Origin of the sequence: Sphingopyxis sp. DBS4 (assembly GCF_024628865.1) — a bacterium.
In the GTDB taxonomy this organism is placed as follows: domain Bacteria; phylum Pseudomonadota; class Alphaproteobacteria; order Sphingomonadales; family Sphingomonadaceae; genus Sphingopyxis.
This window is the reverse complement of record NZ_CP102384.1, coordinates 1,727,880-1,746,824: the sequence shown is the minus strand read 5'-3', so window position 1 is coordinate 1,746,824 and position 18,945 is coordinate 1,727,880. Positions and strand designations below refer to the sequence as shown.

Sequence of the window (18,945 nt, the reverse complement as noted above, 5' to 3'; positions counted from 1 at the left end):
GCGATGAAATGGACCTCGGCCCTCGCGATCTACACGCTCTTCTGGGCGTTCAGCGCCTTCTTCGTGCTGCCCTTCCACGGCCGCCGCGCGGAAGACGATGCGGTGCCGCTGGTCAAAGGGCAGGAACCGGGCGCCCCCGCGCGCTTCCGCCCGGGGCGCATCCTGTTGCAAATGACGATCATCGCGACGATCGGCTTCGTCATCTTCTATATCGGCTATGTGCAGGGCTGGGCCGATCCCGACGTGCTGAGCGGGCGGGCCTGATCCGGGCGGCCTTCTTCAGAAGAACGAGCAACTTGGGGTGGGGATCAGTCCCCTTCCAACCTTCGTCATTCCCGCGAAAGCGGGAACCCAGTGTGGGGTTAGCCGACGCACGCTCTGGGTCCCCGCTTTCGCGGGGATGACAAAGTTAGGAGATGCCGGGCGGCCGCAACCGGTCGAAAGCCGCCATCGCTAAAATCAGATCAGTTCCGCAGCCGGTCTATCGCCTGCGCGAGCGCGACATAGAGCTTGCCGATGTCCGACGACAGCAGGGTGACGCTGATCGCCGAACCGTCGCGTGCGCCGATCAGCAGGCGCAGCATTGCCTCGAAATCGTGGATGAACTGGTTCACCGACGCATGGAAGCCATCGTCATTCTGATAGAGGCGCAGGATTTCCTTCGCCTCACTATTCTCGACCAGCTTGACCGCGCGGCGCGAGAAAACGCCGCGGTCGCCCTTCAGATAGGCGTCCCACGCGGTGTCGCTGACTTCGCTCGACAGGATCTTGGTCATGTCGATCGCGGTCGATTTCAGCGCTTCGGTCAGCACTCCGACCTGCTTCGCGAGCGAATCGCGGTCGGATGCGGCGATCGCCTGTTCGGCCTCGATCGCGCGCTGTTCGACGCTGGCGCTGGTGTCCATGATCGTGATGAGCTGGCGCATCAGCCGGTCGGCGGCGCCGTTCGCAGCTTCGACCGCGCGCTGCGAGGCGTCCTCGATCGCAGTGAGCTGCGCCATGATCTCCGACTTGAAGGCGGCGTCGATCGCTTCGGTCGCGGTCGACTGCATCGCCTCGCGCGCGCCGGCGACGAGATTTTCCAGCGTCCGGCGCGCTTCCTCGGCCGCCGCATCGGCGGTCGTGCGCACCTCGCCCAGCGTCGCGATCATCCGCGCGCCGCCCTGTTCGGCGAAATCGTCGGCGCCGCTGCGCAGCCGCGCGAGCGCGGCGTCGGCCTCGGCGAGCGATGCATTGACGCGGTCGGCGAGCGCCTGCTGGCTTTCGGCATGCGTCGCCATCTTCTCTTCGTTCGCCTGCAGCGTCGATTTGACTGCGCTGACGTGTGACAGCGCCGACTGCGCGACCAGTTCGGAGGCTTCGAGCATGGGCTTGATCTCAGCCAGCGCAGTCTGCGTCGTCTTGCCGTGCGAAGCCATGCGGTCGAGCGCGTGCGGCAGCGTCTCGTCGAGCTCGCGCGTGACCGCGTCGAGCGCGAGGAGCAGCGATTCGGCCTGGGTGATGAGCTGGTGCGTCGAACCGTTGCCGGTCTGCACCTCCGCCATGAAGGCAGCGAGCTGGCCCTTGGTGTCGTCGATCGCCCGGCCGATCACGCCCGTGCTCGCCGAAACGCTGACGTCGAGAAGCTCGAGCTGCTGACCGACGTCGGCGACATGCGTCTTGATTCGCGCGGCAAGCGCTTCACTCGCTTCGCCATGCGCCGTCAATTGCGCGCCGATCACGTCGCCGGCATCGCGTGCGGCGGCGAGGCGTGCGTCGAGCTGGGCCGCGGCGCTGTCGACGCCCTCACGGAACTGATGCCAACTCCCGTCCATCTGCGCGGTCACCGCCGCGACCGTCGCCTTGAGATCGTCGCGTGCACTCGCTGCCGCCTGCGTCATGCGGGCGAAGGCGATGTCATGCGCTTCGGTCATGTGGGCGGATGCCTCGATCAGTCCGGCTTCGGTATCCTTTGCCTGCTGTTGCAACGCGCCGATCGCTTCGTGCAGACTCGCAGCCGAGGCTCCGCCCGTTTCCGCTGCCTTGGCGGCCTCTTCCGACAGCGCGGCGAGCTTCGCTTCGAGGTTGGCGCCCTGCTGGTGCGCGACCAGTCCCGCCTCGCGGAAATTGACCGCGAGCCGCTGCGCGACATCGTCGATTCGCGGCAGCCCGGCGAGCAGCCCGTCCATCCGCTGCATCGCGACATCGCCCGACCGCGCGAGTTGGTCGTGCGCATTGGCGATGACCGACGCATTGGTCGCGAGCTTGTCGCTGCTTTCGCCAAGCCGGGTCACCGTATCGAGCCCGAGCTGTTGTACGCTGCGCGCCTGCTCGGCGAGTTGCCGCTGCGCGTCGGCGAGATGTGCGGCCAGCGCGCGCATTGACTCGTTGAGCGCGTCATTTTCCTTGCGAAGCGCCCCGGCTGCGCGCGCGAACCGCGCCTGTTCGGAGCGGCCCGAGCGTAGCAGCGCCATCCACAGCACCGCGAGCAGGGTCAGCGGCATCGCGATCGTCGCCACAAGCGCGGGCGAGTCGGCCAGTGCGGGCGCGCGGGCGAAACCGCCGGTCGCGGCGGCGAGTGCGAAGGTCGTCCAGCCCAGAGCCAGGAGAATCAGCAGAACGGGGGCAATGCGGTCGCGGATTGCCGAAGAGGCTTCGGCTTCGCCGGACATGTCAGTATCTTCGGTTTCGGCGAGTGCCGACATATCGAGCCAATCCCGCTCCACCGGCTCGGCGGCTTCGGGCTGGGGCGCGGATTCGGGCGCCGCGACATCTGCCGGGGCAGCTTCGTCCGCACCGTTCGATTCCGGCTTTGCCGCGGCATCCCGCCACAATCCGACGATCTTCTTTTCCCCCGTCATCCCGCCATCTTAGCATCAAATGCCGGCCATGGAACGGAAACTTAACCACGATATGCCAAGGCTGTGGAATGTCGTTCGATAGCGGCCCCCTCGACAGGTATATCAGCGCGGCGGTCGGCGACGATCCGGTTGCGGCGCGCGAACTGCGCCTTAGCTTTGCCACGGGCGCGCGCGAGCTTGCCGACCTGATGCGCCGATCGCGTTGCGACGCGAACTGGCATGTCGCCGCCGAACGGTTGAAAAGCCTGGCCGCGACCTTTGGCATCATCCCGTTGATCCAGCTTGCCGAAGCGGCGATGGACGGCGTGCCCGGGAATCCCGCGGTTTTGCGCGACATCAACATGGCAATCGAAAGCATCGCCTGACCGCGTCTGCCGGCCCCGGTTCGCGGGTTCAATCTTCGTTCAGCCGCCCGCCGCCAATGGAAATATCGATCCCGGCCGTCTTGCCTTGGCAACGCTACGGGTCTAGCCGCGTTCTGAACTGCGGCTGGCCCCCGCTTGCCTCAAGGCAAGTCGGCCGTTTCTGAGGAGAGATTTTGATGTTCACCCGTTTCCGCCCGATGTCCGCAACGGCGATGGCGGCTATTCTCGGCTGCTCGATGATGGCGATGGTCGCCCCTGCGGCGGCGAAGGAAAAGCCGAAGAAGGAAGAGGCGGCGAAGGGACCGTCGCTCAGCCCGAGCAAGGCGTTCGGCCCCGTCGGCAAGAAAATGGAAGACGCCGCCAAAAAGAAGGATGCGGCCGCGCTCCAGGCGGCTGTGACCGAGGGGCAAAGCGTCGCGAGCAGCAACGACGACAAATATTTCCTCGGTTTCTACACGCTGCAACTCGGCATTCTGAACAAGGATGAGGCGTTGCAGGAGCAGGGCCTCGACATGGCGCTCGATTCGGGCTTTGTCCCGGCGTCCGATGCGGGTCTCTATAATTTCTATTCGGGCCGCTTCGCTTATGTGAAGAAGAATTATCCGAAGGCGATCCAGCGTTTCGAAGCCGCCAAGGCCGCAGGATCGGCCGAAGAGTCGCTGCCCGTTCTGCTGATGGACAGCTATCTGAACGCCGGGCAGGTCGACCAGGGAATTGCCATCGCAAAGGCCGGTATCGAAGCGGCGCATGCTGCCGGTCGACCCGCGTCCGAAGATCTCTATGTCCGTCCGGCCAAGGCGCTTCAGGCCGCGAAGCGGACCGACGATCTGCTCGACATTTTGACGTTGCGGGTGCGCGACTATCCGCAGCCGGAGATTTGGCGCAACACGCTTTATATCCTGTTGCAGCAGGTCGGGGGCGACAAGGATCTCAACCTCGACATCCTGCGCCTGATGCGCGCCACGGGCGCGATGACCGACCGCGGCGAATATCTGGAATATACCGCGCTCGCCACCGACGCCGGCTTCCCGGGAGAGGTCGTCTCGGTGATCAACGAAGGGGCTGCCAAGAACATCTTCCCGAAGAGCGATGCGCGCTTCGGCCCGCTTCTCGCCTCGCAGACCGAACGTGCGAACGCCGACCGGTCGGGCCTGATCGCCGACGCCGGCAAGCCGGGATTGACCTCCAATCCCAAGGTCGCGCGCAGCACCGCCGACGCGCTTGTCAGCATCGGCGAAGTCGCGAAGGCGATTCCGATCTATGAAGCGATCGCATCGGCCGATCCGGTCGCGCAATATCGCCTCGGCGTCGCGCAGGCACTGGCCGGTCAGTCGGATGCGGCGGTCGCGAGCTTCGCGAAGGTGCAGGGTAACCGGGCCCGCCTCGCCAAGCTGTGGACCGTCCATGTCCAGGCTAAGGCGGCACCGGCCGCACCCGCGGCGGCGCCAGCCCCCGCCAACTGATCGCACCGTTTGCAAAGAAAGGGCGCCTTCCCGGTGGGAGGCGCCTTTTTTGTCGAGGCGAATTGTTGTCAGGTTTCGACGGGAATACCTGAAAGCTGCTTGGCGGTGCGGATCGTGAGGGAGGTCTTCACGCTCGTGACGTTGGGGGCCGATGTCAGATGCGCGGTCAGGAAGGACTGGAAGCTCTGCAGATCGCGCGCGACGACCTTGAGCAGGAAGTCGATCTCGCCGTTCAGCATATAGCATTCGCGCACTTCGGGGAGCTGTCCGACATAGTCTTCAAAGGATTTGAGGTCGGACTCGGCTTGGCTGCGCAGGCTCACCATCGCGAAGACCGTGATACCATAGCCGAGTTTCGCTGCATCGAGGTCGGCGTGATAGGAGCGGATGACGCCCGACTCCTCGAGCGCGCGCACCCGGCGCAGGCAGGGCGGCGCCGTCAGCCCGACCATCTGCGCCAGCTCGACATTGGTCATCCGCCCGTTTTTCTGCAGCTCGGCGAGTATCTGCAAGTCGATCTGATCGAATTTCTGGGTGGCCATCATTGAAACATCCGCTTTCCAAAACTGCGATGACCATAATAATATTTCAGCCGATTGCAATTGTCCCACAATGTGACGTGGATGGTTAAGGCACTTTCATGACCAGGTGATTCACGCTAGCCGCTAAGCATACGCTAACCAACGAACAAGGTGTGGGACCGGCTTCGCGTGACTGCTGACTCGATGATCGCGACCATCTTGCGCCAGGCGCCGGGCGATCCGCGTTCGCGCATCGCGGCGTGGCGCCAAATCTCCGATATTCTGGCGCAGCGCGGTAATCAACTGTCCGATGACGATGTCCGGCGCGCCCTTCATGCGCTCGCCATATTGCGGCCGCAGGTGCCCGAAAAGATACGCCGCGATTGTGCCGCGGCGATCGCGCGCCACGGTCGCTTCGCGCCGCTCGTCGCCTTCTATGCCAATGACGTGCCCGCCGTGTCGGCGGCGATGCTTCGGCGCGCGCGGCTGGCGGAAGCGGACTGGCTCGCGCTGCTTCCCGCCACGGCTGCGACCGCGCGTTCGATCCTCGCCGGGCGCGACGACCTGTCCGATTCTGTGCGGCGTGCGCTCGAAAGCCTGGGTGCGGGGTCTGTCGCGCTACCGCAACCGGCCGCGGTTTCGGTTGCCGCCGAACCGCAGGTCGATGAGTCGCTGACGGCAGCGGACGGCGCGCCGAGCCAGATCAGCGAGCTTGTCCGCCGCATCGACCGTTTCCAGTCGGCGCGCGCGCAACCCGCGGCGCGAAAGGCCAGCACCGGCTTCCTGTTCGAGGCGGGGCCGGACGGGCTGATTCGCTGGGTCGACGGCATCACGCGCGGCGCGGCGATCGGCCTGTCGATCGCCGAATCCGCCCTCGGCGGGGAGCCGGGAGCCGATGGCGCGGCTGCGGGCGCCTTTCGCCAGCGCGCGGAAATCGTCAATGCCCGCATGGTTCTCGAAGGTGCGGCGGCCGACGCCGGTGAGTGGCGCTTTTCGGCCGTGCCCTGGTTCGATTCGGCAACCGGGCAGTTCCGCGGCTATCGCGGCAGCGCGCGCCGTCCACAGCCGAGCGAAATGCCTTATGGACGTCCGGCCGCCGAGGAGTCGGGCGATTCGATCCGCCAGTTGATTCACGAGCTGCGCAGCCCGCTCAACGCGATTTCGGGGTTTGCCCAGATCATCTCGGGCCAGATGTTCGGGCCAGTCAGCGCCTCCTATCGCGCTATGGCGGAAGCGATCGTCGCCGACGCGGCCGCGATCCAGGCGATCATCGAAGATCTCGACACCGCGACTCGCGCCACCGGACCGCAAGTGGCGCTGCCGCCCGGCGAGACGGCCGACCTTGGCGCCGTGATGACGCAGGTCGAGATGGATTTGGGTGCGATCCTGGCCGATCAGCAGGTCGGCCTCAGCATTTCGCGGGTCGGCGGACCGTTCGTCGCACAGGTCGGCGATGCCAATTCGCGGCGCATGATCGGCCGGCTGTTGACGGCGCTTGTCGATATTTCGGAACCCGGCTCGGTGCTTGTCGGGCAGCTCGTGACCGAAGCCGCGCAGGACGATACGCTGCAACTGCGCATCGTCCGCCCGCTCGCGATCCGTTTCGCGACCGCCGCCGACCTGCTCGATCCCGGTTTCAGTCCCGAAGGCGAAGCCCCCGGCGCGGCGATTCTGAGCCTCGGCTTTTCGTTGCGCCTGGTCGACAGCCTGGCACGCGGGGCGGGAGGACGACTCGATATTGGGCATAACGCCTTGACCTTGCATCTGCCCTCGGCCAACCCAAGCACCGAGCTAGGCGTCCAGCAGGGCGAATAGCCCGCGCGAGCGGGCTGGGGGCGGAAGGGAAAAAGGTGCAGCCTGCGGGCAGTTTCCACGCATATCCGGCGGCTGCGGGACTTGTCGGTCTCGAAGACGGCGAGCGACCGCGTTTCTGGGTGACCTGCGACACCGAGGAGGATTTCGATTGGTCGGCGCCGTTCGCGCGCACCGGATACCGGCTCGATTCGGTCCCTGCGCTCGCCGAATGCCAGAGTTATTTCGAACGGGCGGGGGTGAAGCCCATCTATCTGGTCGACTGGCCGATCGTCGCGGATGACCGCGCTGTCGCCATATTGGGCGACGCCCAGGCACGGGGGCAATGCGAGATCGGCGCGCAGCTTCATCCCTGGGTGACGCCCCCGCACGACGAGCCGGTGAACGAGCGCAACAGTTATACCGGCAATCTGCCGCCCGCTTTGCAGCGTGCCAAGATGGCAGCGCTGCGCGACGCGATCCGCGATCGGTTCGGGGTGGCGCCCACGGTTTATCGGGCCGGGCGTTACGGCCTGGGATCCGAAACCGCCACGATGCTCGCCGAGCTCGGCTTCCGGTGCGACACGTCGGTGCGTGCGGGGTTCGATTACCGCAGCGGGCACGGTCCGGATTATCGCGCCGCTCCGCTCAAGCCCTGGTGGGTGCCGACGACGCACGGCGCGGTGCTCGAGGTGCCGGTGACGACGGTGTTCGGCGGTTTTATGGGGCTGAAGGGAAAGAGCCTCTATCATCGCCTCACGCGTAACGGCACGCGTATGCGGGCGGCGTTGGCGCGGCTCGGACTGGTCGAACGGATCGCGCTGACACCCGAGGGCATTCCCGCGGAGCGCGCGTGCCGCGCGATCGATATCGCATTGGACCGGGGGCTTCCGGTGCTCAATTTCTCTTTCCATTCGCCGTCGCTGCAGCCCGGAAACACCCCTTATGTCCGAAGCGATGCCGATCTCGATCTTTTTTATCGCTGGTGGGACAATGTGCTGGACCATCTTGCGCTGCGCCGGGTGGAGGCGACCGACGCCGCGGCGATCCTGGCGATGGCTGAGCGGAAAGCGCCGGCCGGCTGACCCAAGCCGCTTGCCAATCGCCGTCATGCTCCGCTATCGCCCGCACATCCCCCGCCGGGTGTGAAGGGGGGCCTGTAGCTCAATGGTTAGAGCTGGCCGCTCATAACGGCTAGGTTGCGGGTTCGAGTCCTGCCGGGCCCACCATAACCTCCCCTCATGGTTGCGATGCGGCACGGCAGGGCTTGCTATTCGCCGCCGACGAAAATGGGTAGCGAGCGCAAACCGCGCATCACCAGGCCCGGAATCCATTCGAGTTCATGATCGGTGGAAAGCGTCAGATCAGGAAAGCGACGCGCCAATTCCTGCAGAATGGTTCGCGAGGCAACGCGTGCAATGCCCGCGCCCGGGCAGATATGGGGCCCGCGGCCGAATGACAGATGCCGGGCCAGCCCGGAACGGGAGCAATCGAGAAGCGAGCCCGCCATAAAGACGGACGGATCGCGATTCGCCGCGCCAAGGGCGATGAAAATCAGATCGCCCTCGCGAACGGTGATGCCGGCTATCTCGAAGTTCTCACGCGCATATCGCGGTGTTGCGAGTTCAAGCGACGGGTTGAGCCGCAGGCATTCCTCGATGGCGCGCACGGCGGCATCGTCATCTTCTGCAATGGACCGCCAGGTTTCGCGGCCGGCGGCGAGCAACCAGACTGCGGACGACAGCAGATGCCCCGTTGTCTCGTAACCGGCCGAGAGAAGGAGATAGGCAAGGGCCATCGCTTCGCGATTGTCGAGATCGCCGCGCGATGCCGCTCTGCCAAGCGTTGCCAAGGCGCCATCGCCGGCATGGTCCGTGTCCTCCTCAGCGAGGCCCGCAAGATAGGTTTCGATTTCGTCCGCAATCTCGTTCGCCTGGTTCTCGCCGTCCAAATCCGACCGCGTCAGCCTGTCGTTCCATGCGTGTATCTTTGCCATGTCGACGAGCGGAATGCCGACGATCGTGCAGGCGATCTCCAAAGCCACGGGCATGGCGACGCGGGTCACAAGATCGAAGTGCGTCTCGTCGCGGTCGAGGATCGCCAGACGGCGAGCGATGATTTCGCGCGTCAGAGTCTCGATCCTGGCGCTCGTCCAATATGCCAGGGCGTGCCGGAGTTGGCGTCGAAGCCGCGTATGCTCGGGCGGATCGGCTACGAGCAGGTGGCGGTATAGAGGATGCGTTTCGGGAGCGGATCGACCCTGAAGCGGCGATTTTTTGGAAAGCCGATGATCGGCCAGAAGGCTGCTTGAAAGGGCATGACCCGTCACCAGCCAAGCCTCGCCGCCAAACGGAAGCGCAAATTTTAACAAGGGGGCGTTGGCGACGGCTGCGAGCTGGCTGACCGCATCGATGCTGCGGCTTTTGAAATCGGCGTCCATGAAAGGCAAAGACGCCAATATGTCCGACAAATTTCTTCTCCGGCCGAAGCGTAAAACGATATCGAGCTTGACATCCTGTAACCTAAGTTGACATTATCCAACCGAAATCTTTCGATTTCGGGTCGCGCCCTAATTGGAGGAATGTACCATGCAGGCCAATTTGAACGTGATGCGCCGCGAGTTCGAAATCGTGAAAGAACGGATGCTCGCTGGCGGCGATATCGATTTCAAAGCTGTATCTGCTGCCGCGACGGTGAGCGCGGATAATGATCTTCACGCCGGGCATCGCTGCCCTTGGCATACGTGTCAGGCAACGCGGCACTGATCCCACTCCAGGTCTCCGATAATGTCGGGGCGGACGGCGCTTCTTCATGATTATGAAGAAGCGCTTTCCTTTTTAAGCGAACAGCTCGGTGATGACTGGTCCGTGCGCCGATGGCGGGACGGAAATTGTTGCTGGCAGTTTCACGCACCCTCGGCGGCCACGGATGTCGCGCAGGGATGGAAGGTGCATGTCGCCGTTGCGGTCGGCGAAGCGGCGACCTTTGCCCGCACGCTGGCACCGCTGCTGGCGGAGCTGCGCGTCCCCTTCAAGCTTCCGGTCTCGCTCGATGCGATCGCCGCGATCAATGCCGGGGAGGGCGGGGCCGAACAGGTCGGGAAGATCGCGACTCTTTATCCTGCCGATGACGCATTCGCACGCGAGGCGATACTTGCCGTCGACCGACTGTGGCCAGCGAGCGCCGCGCCGGCGATCCGCACGAGTTTGCATGTTCGGCCCGGCTCGGCCGTGGCCTTTCGGTTCGGTGCGTTCGATGCGCGGAACCGGATCGTCGACAGCCGCGGGATCATCCATGCCGCCGTGCGATTGCCCGGCGGCCATTTCGTCGCGGACGAACGGATCATCGGGGGAAAGCCGCCGGCCGGGATCGAACCGCCGCTTCCCGGCTTCGCGGTCGCCGTCTGGGATGAGGTTGCGGGCAAACCCATGGCGATCGGCGACCTGAATTTGGTCGTTCTTGGCGAAATCAAGCAAACTGCTCATGGGCGGTTGCTGTTCGCGGCCGACCGTGACAGCGGGGCGACGCTGGTGGTTCGCCAGCGTCTGCCCGGCGCGACGCGCTACCCCGACGATGGCGGCGCCGAAGAGCATATCGCACGCGAATTTCAGGCGCTTAATGAAATCGCCGGGGTGCAAGGTTGCGCGCCGCGCGCGATCGCCTGCTACGGTGGCGAAATGCCGAGCCTGGCTATGGAGGACGTGGCGGGCGACCTCCTTGCGGACCTGCGACAGTCGGTGCGGATGCAAGCAATGCCGTCGATGGCGAAGGCCTTGGCCGAGGTACACTGCCGCGGCTGGGTTCACGGCGATGTAAAGCTGGAGAATGCAATCGCCCGCGATGGCGCCGTCACCTTGATCGATTTCGAGCTTGCCGAGCGCGTCGACTCGCGCCTTTCGGGGCGCGGCACCCACGCTTATATGCCACCCGAGGCTACAAATGGCGCGCCCGCGCATCCCGCCCAGGATATTTATGCCCTCGGCGTCAGCCTCTTTCATGCCGTGACCGGCTTTCCGCCGGGACTGCTCGCCGCGCAGCCCGGTATCCTTGCTGACCTTCTCCGCCGCGAAGGAGCAAGGGAAGCCGCCGATGTAGTGGGCCGGATGACGGCCGCCGACCCGCTGGAGCGGCCATCGGCCGAGGCCTGTGTCGACCTCCTCACCGCACTGAACGACGAGGGCGCGTCGTCCGATGAAAGGAGAAAGGCGCTGAATAGCGCGTCGCTCGATGGCCCGCGCCTTCACCTCGCCATCAAGGCCGCGGTCGAGGCGACAGCGAAATTCCGGATCGAAGATGGCGGCATGCGTTACTGGCGCAACGCGCATTTCCAGCGCCATTTCGAATGCGAGGCGATCAATATCGGAGCTGCGGGGATTTTGATCGGCCTGTTGGTGGCCTGCGGCACGGTCGATCTCGATTGCCGGGACGACATCGCCGGAACGGCGGACTGGCTTGCCTCGAGACCCGCGGACGGTCAGGCAGCCGGCCTTTTTACCGGCAATGCCGGCGTCGCTTTGGCGCTTGCAGTCGCGGGACGAGCGCTCGGCACGGATAAATATCTGGCGGCCGCCCGCACCCGCCTCACCGCCGCCGCCGCGGACGACCGCGAAATCGACCTCTTCTCGGGAAGCGCCGGTACCTTGTTCGCTGCCGCCGCTATGTCCGAACTGATCGAGGATGACTGGCCGCTCGATCTCGGCAGGGTTGCGATACGGAAGCTGGAAGATTGCAGAACCATGGTCGAGGGTTTGTCGGTCTGGCGCGTCGGGGATAGCGCTGGCGCCGACTTTCTCGGTTGCGCGCATGGGAGTGCCGGCATCGCTGCGGCGCTTGGCTATTGGGCGAGGCGCACCGGTGACCCGGACGCCGCCGCCCTCTCGGTCGCCACGTTGAAGGGGCTTGCGCGGCGCGAGATGAGTACAGCAAATGAGCAGGGCATGCGGATGCGTCTGGACAGCGACCAGCGCCACGCGCCGGGCAATTGGTGCCATGGAACGGCCGGTTTCCTGTGGTCCGTGCTTGCGGGCCCCGGCGCGGATTGCGGGCTGGCCGAGGAGATCGATTGGGCCGTCGCGTCGCTGGCCGAGCTTCCGGCGATCGCCACGCCAACCTATTGCCATGGTCTGGCGGGGCAATTGGAGCTTTGGCAAATGGTTTCGGCCATGGAGCGGCACCGGACGCTCGCTGCGGACAAGGTCGGCCGCCTCGCCGCCAATCTGGATTTCATGCGGATCGGGAAGGGCGGTCGTGACGTCTGGATATCCGATGACCCGTCGATCGTGACGCCCGACCTGTGGGTCGGCTTCATGGGCCCGGCTGCGGCGCTGGCGCTTGCGGTGCAGGACGAAAAGCGAACCCTGTTGGATGGCGGACTGCTTCGGGATGCCGCGGACCGATGGGGTAGGGGAAGGCGCGGAGGCACCGATGACGGCAGATGAACTGAAGCACGCCCGCGTGGCCTTTGAGACCGATGGCGTCGTTCGCATTCCTGCAGCCCTGTCGCGCGCGCAATATGAGGCAGCGGAACGCCTGTTCGACTGGAGCATCGCCAATCCCGGCCCCTATGCCGGAGAGGTGCTCGCGGGCGTCGAAGGCTCGTTCTTTCAGGATCATGCAAACCCCGAAGCTCTTTCGCATTATCGCGCTTTCATTATGGAATCGGGCCTGGCGTCGCTGATCGCCGACGTGCTCGGGACAAAGGATCTGTGGCTGCTCTACGAACAGGTCTGGCGCAAGGAAGGCGGCACAAGGCGGCGCACGCCGTGGCATCAGGATCTGGCCTATATGCCGATGGCGGGGCATCATATGGCGACGGCATGGGTCAGCCTCGATCCGGTTGCGGAGGGCGCTTCACTTGAATTCGTTCGCGGGTCGCATCGGGGGCCGCTCTATAATCCGACCGCTTTCGACGCGGAGGACGAGCATGCCGCCATGTTCGAGGATGGCATCTGGCCGCCGCTGCCCGAGATCGAGGCGGACCGGGGCGCTTTTCCCATCGTCCGGTGGGCGGTGGAGCCGGGCGACATATTGCTGTTCCACCCGGCGATCCTGCATGGCGGAGCGCCGACCGCTGCCGGTGCGCGGCGGCGCACGATATCCTTGCGGGTGTTCGGCGACGATGTGACCTGCTGCCCGCGCCCCGATCAGGGGATTGCCGAGGTCGATCGGCTGGCGGCGGACGAGGCTTGCGACGACCCGATCCGCATCCTTGCCGGCAAGCCCGAAGGAACGCCCTTTCGCCATCCCGCCTTCGCCAAGATCGTCTGATGCCGTTCGAGGTCGTTCCCCGGCCGCAAGGGTTCGGCGCGCTGGTGCAGGCCGACGATCCGGCCAGCCTGTTGGAGGAGAGCGCCCGCGAACGACTGGATGATGCGCTCAGCCGGTTCGGCGTTCTGATCTTTCCGGGGCTATTGGCCGACGATGCCATGCATGTCGCGCTGGCCGGGATTTTCGGGGAAATTCAGACGTTCGGCACGAAGAAGACTTTCCGGTCAGCCAATTTCGATGAGGACGGCACCTTGCTGCGATCGGACAGCGACAAAGCGCGCCTCTTGCGTCTCAACTGGCTGTGGCACGCCGACGGCGTCTATCGCGAGCGCGACATCCGGGCCGTCCTGCTGCGCGCCGAAGCGATCGAAACGGGCGGTGGCGACACCGAATTCGCCGACCTGGTCGCGGCCTTTGACGCGCTTCCGCGCGATTTGCAGAGCAGAATAGAGACATTGTCGGTCGAGTATAGTTTCGAGCATATGATCCTTACCGCAGATGTGCCGCCGGTGTCGGCCGACGAGCGGCCGCATCTTCCGCGGGCGCGGCACGCGTTGGTCCAGACGCTCGCCGACGGGCGCAGATCGTTACGGTTGAGCCCGCCCTATATGGAGCGAGTCATCGATTGGGGCCGCGACGAAAGCCAGGCGCTGTTTCGGCAGCTGGCCGATTTCGCGACGCGCCCCGAATTCCTGTTCCGGCACCGCTGGGCCGCGGGCGACCTGATCGCGTGGGACAATCGCTGGACGATGCATCGCGTGCTCCCCTACGCCGACAGCGGGCTGCGGCGGGATATGCGTGGCACGGTGGTCCTTGCCTGAAGGGGCGGGACGAGGCGCGTCAGAATTCGTAGCCAAGCCAAGCAATATCGGAGCGATATCGGCCGGCGATTACCTCGCGCGTTTCCGCGTCGTAAAATTCCCGGTAGTGGCGGCGGTCGGGCGATTGGTTGACATGCGGCAGGGCGATAGGCTCGCCGAAAATCCGCGTCGATATCTCGGCGAATTGCCGGCTGCACTCCTCGAACCGGATGATGTGATCGACCAGGCTTTGTCCGTTCTCGTCGTGCACGAAGGACCATTGCGGCATGAGGTGCCGCTCCTCGTTGCTGCCTTCGGGGGCGGGATAGGCCGTGAGGATGAAGTCCCGGAAATCCATCTCGCGCGCATATCTGTATTTATATTCGGACACCGCGCGGTCCCACGGGTTTCGCACGACGGTGAATCGGAAATAATCGTTGAAATCGATCGGCGCCAAATGGCCCTTCGAAAGATATTCCCCGGCCGTGAGATGGGCGAGAAAGGGCGGGCCGGCCTCAGGATCATGGTTAGTCGTCAGCAACAACGGACCACGGGAGTCCCAATCGAGGCCCATCTTGTCGAGAAAAACCTGCTCGATGCTCTGTCCCCCGGTTTTCGGGATGTGGATGAAGAGCGTTTTCCAGCGATGGCAGATCATTTTCACCCCAGTCGGATTCGGTAATTTCCAATGTCCGTTTAGCGGACGATCGCGCTTTTTTCCGCTGTAATTGAGTATGGGCCCTAATTGGGTTGCAAACCGGAACCATTCGCGGTCTTCTGAAAATCCGAGAAGGGGAGAGTCATATGCGTAAACGTGGGATCATCATTTTGGGCGGAGTCGCGCTCGTCGCCGTTGCCGCGGCGACGGTTGCAGTGCGCACCGCAAGCTTTGCCCCCGCGAACGTCGCCGACGGAAGCGATGTCCGGATCGCCGCCGCTCCATCCTATGACCTCGACGCCGCCGTTCGCCACCTCAGCGAGGCCGCGCAGATTCCCACCGTGTCGAACCAGGACCCGGCCGACAATCAGCTCGCCGAATGGGACCGGCTGCACGCCTGGCTCGCCTCGACCTATCCCGCCGCGCACGGCGCGATGACGCGCACGATCCTGCCGAACAAGACGCTCGTCTATTATTGGCCGGGCAGCGACGCCTCGCTCGCGCCGATCATCCTGATGGCGCATCAGGACGTCGTACCGGTCACGCCGGGGACCGAGAAGGACTGGAAATATCCGCCCTTTGCGGGGACGATCGCCGACAATGCGGTGTGGGGCCGCGGCACCGTCGACGACAAGGGCTCGCTGATCGGTTTATTCGAGGCGGTCGACGCGCTCGCGAAATCGGGCTTCAAGCCCAAGCGCGGCATCTATCTGATTTCGGGCCATGACGAGGAAGCCGGCGGGTCGGGCGCGGTCGCGGCGGCGGCGAAGCTCAAGGCCGAGGGCGTGAAGGCGATCTACACGCTCGACGAGGGCGGCCTCATTCTCGCCGATACGCCCGTGATCGACGGCCCCGCGATCATGATCGGCATTTCCGAAAAGGGCTATGCGACCCTGAAGGTTACCGCGAACGCGCCCGGCGGTCACAGCTCGATGCCGCCGGCCGAGACGGGGGTGACGACGCTCGCCAAGGCGGTGCTCGCCATCGCCGACAAGCCGTTCCCGCTGGAAATTCGCGGCCCCGGCGAACAGATGATCGAAGCGCTCGCGGCGAAGAAGGGCGGGACGACCAAGATGGCGGTCGCCAACCAATGGCTGTTCGGGCGGCTGCTCAAGGGCGGGATCGCCGACACGCCCTCGACCGCCGCCGCCTTCCACACCACCATCGCGCCGACGATGCTGGAGGGCAGCCCCAAGGAGAATGTCCTGCCGCAATCGGCGAACGCGCTGATCAACTATCGCATCGCGCCCTGGAACAGTTCGGCCGACGTCATGGCGCGCGCGAAGGCGGCGGTTGGTGACGCGAAGGTCGATCTCGCCTGGGTCAAGCCGCCGCGCGAGCCCTCGCGCGTGTCGTCAACAAGTTCGCAGGGCTGGAAATGGATCGCCGCCGCCGCGCGCGCGGAAGCGCCCGACGCGGTGCTGACGCCGATGCTGGTCGTGGCGGGCACCGACAGCCGCAGCATGGAGCCGGTGTCGGAGGACGTCTATCGCTTCATGCCGCTGCGCGTCTCGCTCAAGGAATCCGCCATGATCCACGGCACCAACGAGCATATGGCGATCGACAGCTTCAAGAAGATGATCGATTTCTATGCGCGGCTGATCGCGACGTCTGCGGGATAGACTTGGGGCCTCAGCCTGTCTAAGGCGCCCGCACGGTCGGGGAGTAGCGCAGCCCGGTAGCGCGCCTGCTTTGGGAGCAGGATGTCGCAGGTTCGAATCCTGTCTCCCCGACCAGCTTCCCCAAAAGGCCCCGTGATTGCACGGGCTGCGCGTCCTGAACGCGCGTCAATCACCCTTAACGCGCTGATAAACATTTGTCTTTATGGCGGTCCCTCGCAAATGGGACCAAGGCATTTGAAGATGGTGGGCATCCGTCCGGGGAAATGGATTGCGGCGCTATGCGCGGGGCTCGCGTCGCTGTGCGCCGCGAGCCCCGCGCTTGCGGCCAATTGCTATTATGCGACGTCGCAGGGATCGACCGGGCCCGCCGACTGGCAGACCTATTGCTGGCTCGATCTCGGCAGCTACAACGACACGACCGCGCGGGGCACGAACGGACAGGCTTTTTCCTACACCTTGCCCGACGGCACGGTGATGAGTTTTCGGCTGAAGGTTTCGGGTTCGGCGGCGACATCTGCGGCGGCACCGTCGTGGACCGGGGCGGCGGTCGGTAACACGGCCTTTCTCGGCATCGCGGGACGTCCGATCCTCTATCAGACCGCGGCGGGCACGACGACGGTGACGATCTCGAACATCGCGCTGACCCCGCCGGCGTCGGGAACGATCAGCAATTTCATGTTCGTCGCCGCCGACGGCGAGTCGAGCAACGAGAATGAATCGCTGCGCTTTCAGACCAACGGCGGCGGCTGGCAGGAACTCGACCGCGCGGGGCCGATCAGCGGATCGACCTATCCTTCGGTCTCGGGGGTCGGGACGAGCAGCTTCACCGAAAGCGGCGCTGCGGGGACGGTGGGCGCCTATATCATGGGGTCGACCTCACCGACGCAGGTGACGACCACGATGGTCGGTGGCGGGCTCCAGGGGGCGATGTTCGCGGTGCGCTTCGCCTCGATCCGGCTCAACACCCAGATTTCGGGAACGCGGATTAACGCGGCCGACCAGTTCGCCTTTTCGATCACCGGCAGCGGCACGGTGCTGGCGTCGGGCACGTCGAGCGGGGCAGGGCTGGGGCCCTTCACCGCCGCCGCCCTGTCGAGCACCGCGGCGATCCCGCTGACGCTGAACCAGGCGATGGCAGCGGGTAGCAGCAGCGCGCTCGGCCAATATCGCTCGACGCTGACGTGCAGCAACGCCGCATCGGGCTCGCCGACCGTCATGCCGAACGGCGTCGTCACCACCTCCTATGATTTCGGCACGCTGCGCTTTGGCGATGCCGTCCAGTGCAGCTTTACCGAGACGCCCTATCCGCATCTCCGCCTGACCAAGGCGCTGGCGGCGTCGGGGCGCCAGTTCGCGGGCGACCAGTTCGTGATGACCATTGCGCAAGGGGCGACGGTCACCGCGACGATGACCACGACCGGCACCGGAGCAAGCGTCGGCAATGCGTCGACCGCGCAGACGCAGGTCGCCGCGGGAACCGCCTACAGCTTTGATGAGGCGCCAGCGGGAACGACCAGCCTCGGCCAATATTCGGCGGTTCTGAGCTGCGCCAACGGCGCCTCCTCATCGACCGTGCTGCCGACCGTCGTCGGCGGCAGCGTGACGCCGCAGATGGGCGACGTCATCAACTGCACGATCACCAACACGAAACGGGCATCGAACGCGACGCTCGACATTGCCAAGACGTCGGCGCTCGTCTCCGATCCCGTCAACGGGGCGATCGATCCCAAGGCGATCCCGGGCGGCATCGTGCGTTACACGCTGGAAGTCCGCAACAGCGGGCCGGCGTCGGTCGACAACAACAGCATGTTCATCGTCGATACGCTGCCGCTTCAGATTTCGGTGGGGACGGCGGCGAATCCGCTTTTCACGCAGGGATCGCCGACGAGCGGGCTGACCTTCAGCAGCGCGACCGATATTCGCTATTCCAGTTCGGCGACCCGCCCTGCAAGCTTCGCCGCCTGCACCTATACGCCGGTCGCGTCCTATGATCCGGCGGTGAAATATGTCTGCCTGCGGCCGCGCGGCACGATGGCGGGGTCGACCGGCGTTCCGACCAGCTTCACGATCAGCATCCAGGCCCAGATCAAATAAGCTGGGGCAAATAGGCTTTGGGCAACGAAAAAGGCGGCCTTCCCGAAGGAAGACCGCCCTTGTTCGTTTCAGTCATTGCCCCGAAGGGCTGCGACTTACTTCTTTTCTTCAGCCGGAGCAGCAGCCTTGGCGTCAGCGGCCGGAGCAGCGGCAGCAGCCGGAGCAGCAGCGGCGTCGGCAGCGGCCGGAGCGGCAGCAGCGTCGGCGCCAGCAGCGGCAGCGTCGGCACCAGCAGCGGCGGCATCGGCGCCAGCAGCAGCGGCGTCGGCGCCTTCTTCAGCAACCGCGTCCGCAGCCGGAGCTTCGGTGGTGGCAGCTTCGTCAGCAGCCTTCTCACCGCAAGCGGCGAGGGCGAACATGCTGGCGGCAACGGCGATAGCAGCAAACTTCTTCATGATGTGTGGGCTCCCTAAAATGCCTTTCCGCGCTGGGGAAACTTTCCCGTCCCGCGAGCGGCGGGATTTAGCCTTTCCGCGTGAATCGTCAACAAAAATAATTGAGATGTCCCGTGCGCGCAGAAAACT

At 65.0% G+C, this 18,945-nt stretch carries 16 protein-coding genes and 2 tRNA genes; 13 read left to right on the top strand and 5 right to left on the bottom strand.

The features are described from left to right. The first annotated feature begins 3 nt into the window (after window positions 1–3). Window positions 4–264 (top strand): DUF1467 family protein, encoded by a 261-nt coding sequence (locus NP825_RS08145; RefSeq protein ID WP_257550238.1) that lies wholly within the window; start codon window positions 4–6, stop codon window positions 262–264. Between the two features lie 200 nt (window positions 265–464). Here the strand turns inward: NP825_RS08145 and NP825_RS08140 are convergent, their stop codons facing one another. After that, entirely contained in the window at window positions 465–2,840 is a 2,376-nt protein-coding gene (locus NP825_RS08140) for a hypothetical protein (protein ID WP_257550234.1), read from the bottom strand. 68 nt (window positions 2,841–2,908) lie between these two features. Here NP825_RS08140 and NP825_RS08135 point away from each other — a divergent pair, with 68 nt between their 5' ends. Both NP825_RS08135 and NP825_RS08130 read left to right on the top strand, forming a co-directional pair. Further along, window positions 2,909–3,205: an Hpt domain-containing protein gene (locus tag NP825_RS08135; protein ID WP_257550232.1), complete on the top strand. Its 297-nt coding sequence runs from the start codon at window positions 2,909–2,911 to the stop codon at window positions 3,203–3,205. Window positions 3,206–3,381: 176 nt separating this feature from the next. Beyond that, complete coding sequence (locus tag NP825_RS08130) at window positions 3,382–4,668, top strand: tetratricopeptide repeat protein (RefSeq protein WP_257550230.1); 1,287 nt, start codon at window positions 3,382–3,384, stop codon at window positions 4,666–4,668. Window positions 4,669–4,736: 68 nt separating this feature from the next. On the opposite strand, the gene NP825_RS08125 is transcribed toward NP825_RS08130, so the two are convergent. Beyond that, entirely contained in the window at window positions 4,737–5,210 is a 474-nt protein-coding gene (locus NP825_RS08125) for an Lrp/AsnC family transcriptional regulator (protein ID WP_257550227.1), read from the bottom strand. A 168-nt stretch (window positions 5,211–5,378) separates the two neighbouring features. Between NP825_RS08125 and NP825_RS08120 the strand changes: the two genes are divergently transcribed. From NP825_RS08120 to NP825_RS08110, 3 genes are all read left to right on the top strand, one after another. Continuing rightward, window positions 5,379–7,004 carry a histidine kinase dimerization/phospho-acceptor domain-containing protein gene (locus tag NP825_RS08120; protein ID WP_257550225.1) on the top strand — a complete coding sequence of 542 codons (1,626 nt, stop codon included), beginning with the start codon at window positions 5,379–5,381 and terminating at the stop codon, window positions 7,002–7,004. Between the two features lie 35 nt (window positions 7,005–7,039). After that, the gene (locus NP825_RS08115; RefSeq protein WP_257550222.1) at window positions 7,040–8,065 is read left to right on the top strand and encodes a polysaccharide deacetylase family protein; all 1,026 of its coding nucleotides are present in this window, start codon (window positions 7,040–7,042) and stop codon (window positions 8,063–8,065) included. A gap of 68 nt (window positions 8,066–8,133) precedes the next feature. Beyond that, window positions 8,134–8,209: transfer RNA gene (locus NP825_RS08110), tRNA-Ile, on the top strand. Between the two features lie 41 nt (window positions 8,210–8,250). On the opposite strand, the gene NP825_RS08105 is transcribed toward NP825_RS08110, so the two are convergent. After that, entirely contained in the window at window positions 8,251–9,420 is a 1,170-nt protein-coding gene (locus NP825_RS08105; protein WP_257550220.1) for a cytochrome P450, read from the bottom strand. Window positions 9,421–9,568: 148 nt separating this feature from the next. On the opposite strand from NP825_RS08105, the gene NP825_RS08100 reads away from it, so the two are divergent. The 4 genes from NP825_RS08100 to NP825_RS08085 all read left to right on the top strand — a co-directional run bounded on the left by NP825_RS08100 (window position 9,569) and on the right by NP825_RS08085 (window position 14,068). Then, window positions 9,569–9,745 carry a hypothetical protein gene (locus NP825_RS08100; protein ID WP_257550217.1) on the top strand — a complete coding sequence of 59 codons (177 nt, stop codon included), beginning with the start codon at window positions 9,569–9,571 and terminating at the stop codon, window positions 9,743–9,745. Between the two features lie 183 nt (window positions 9,746–9,928). Further along, window positions 9,929–12,418, top strand: a complete 2,490-nt coding sequence (locus NP825_RS08095; RefSeq protein WP_257550215.1) for a lanthionine synthetase LanC family protein — start codon at window positions 9,929–9,931, stop codon at window positions 12,416–12,418. Next, entirely contained in the window at window positions 12,405–13,247 is an 843-nt protein-coding gene (locus tag NP825_RS08090) for a phytanoyl-CoA dioxygenase family protein (RefSeq protein WP_257550212.1), read from the top strand. Before NP825_RS08095 ends, NP825_RS08090 begins: the two co-directional genes overlap by 14 nt. After that, window positions 13,247–14,068 (top strand): TauD/TfdA family dioxygenase, encoded by an 822-nt coding sequence (locus NP825_RS08085; RefSeq protein WP_257550210.1) that lies wholly within the window; start codon window positions 13,247–13,249, stop codon window positions 14,066–14,068. The genes NP825_RS08090 and NP825_RS08085 overlap by 1 nt, the downstream gene beginning before the upstream one ends. A gap of 19 nt (window positions 14,069–14,087) precedes the next feature. On the opposite strand, the gene NP825_RS08080 is transcribed toward NP825_RS08085, so the two are convergent. Beyond that, complete coding sequence (locus NP825_RS08080) at window positions 14,088–14,705, bottom strand: sulfotransferase family protein (RefSeq protein WP_257550208.1); 618 nt, start codon at window positions 14,703–14,705, stop codon at window positions 14,088–14,090. 146 nt (window positions 14,706–14,851) lie between these two features. Here NP825_RS08080 and NP825_RS08075 point away from each other — a divergent pair, with 146 nt between their 5' ends. The 3 genes from NP825_RS08075 (at window position 14,852) to NP825_RS08065 (ending at window position 18,421) form a co-directional block, all read left to right on the top strand. Beyond that, window positions 14,852–16,327 (top strand): M20 family peptidase, encoded by a 1,476-nt coding sequence (locus NP825_RS08075; protein WP_257550206.1) that lies wholly within the window; start codon window positions 14,852–14,854, stop codon window positions 16,325–16,327. A 37-nt stretch (window positions 16,328–16,364) separates the two neighbouring features. Continuing rightward, window positions 16,365–16,441, top strand: a tRNA-Pro gene (locus NP825_RS08070). A gap of 126 nt (window positions 16,442–16,567) precedes the next feature. Beyond that, entirely contained in the window at window positions 16,568–18,421 is a 1,854-nt protein-coding gene (locus tag NP825_RS08065; RefSeq protein ID WP_257550203.1) for a CshA/CshB family fibrillar adhesin-related protein, read from the top strand. Here NP825_RS08065 and NP825_RS08060 read toward each other — a convergent pair. Further along, window positions 18,414–18,758 (bottom strand): hypothetical protein, encoded by a 345-nt coding sequence (locus NP825_RS08060; protein ID WP_257550201.1) that lies wholly within the window; start codon window positions 18,756–18,758, stop codon window positions 18,414–18,416. The two genes, NP825_RS08065 and NP825_RS08060, sit on opposite strands and share 8 nt — an antisense overlap. Between the last annotated feature and the right edge of the window lie 187 nt (window positions 18,759–18,945).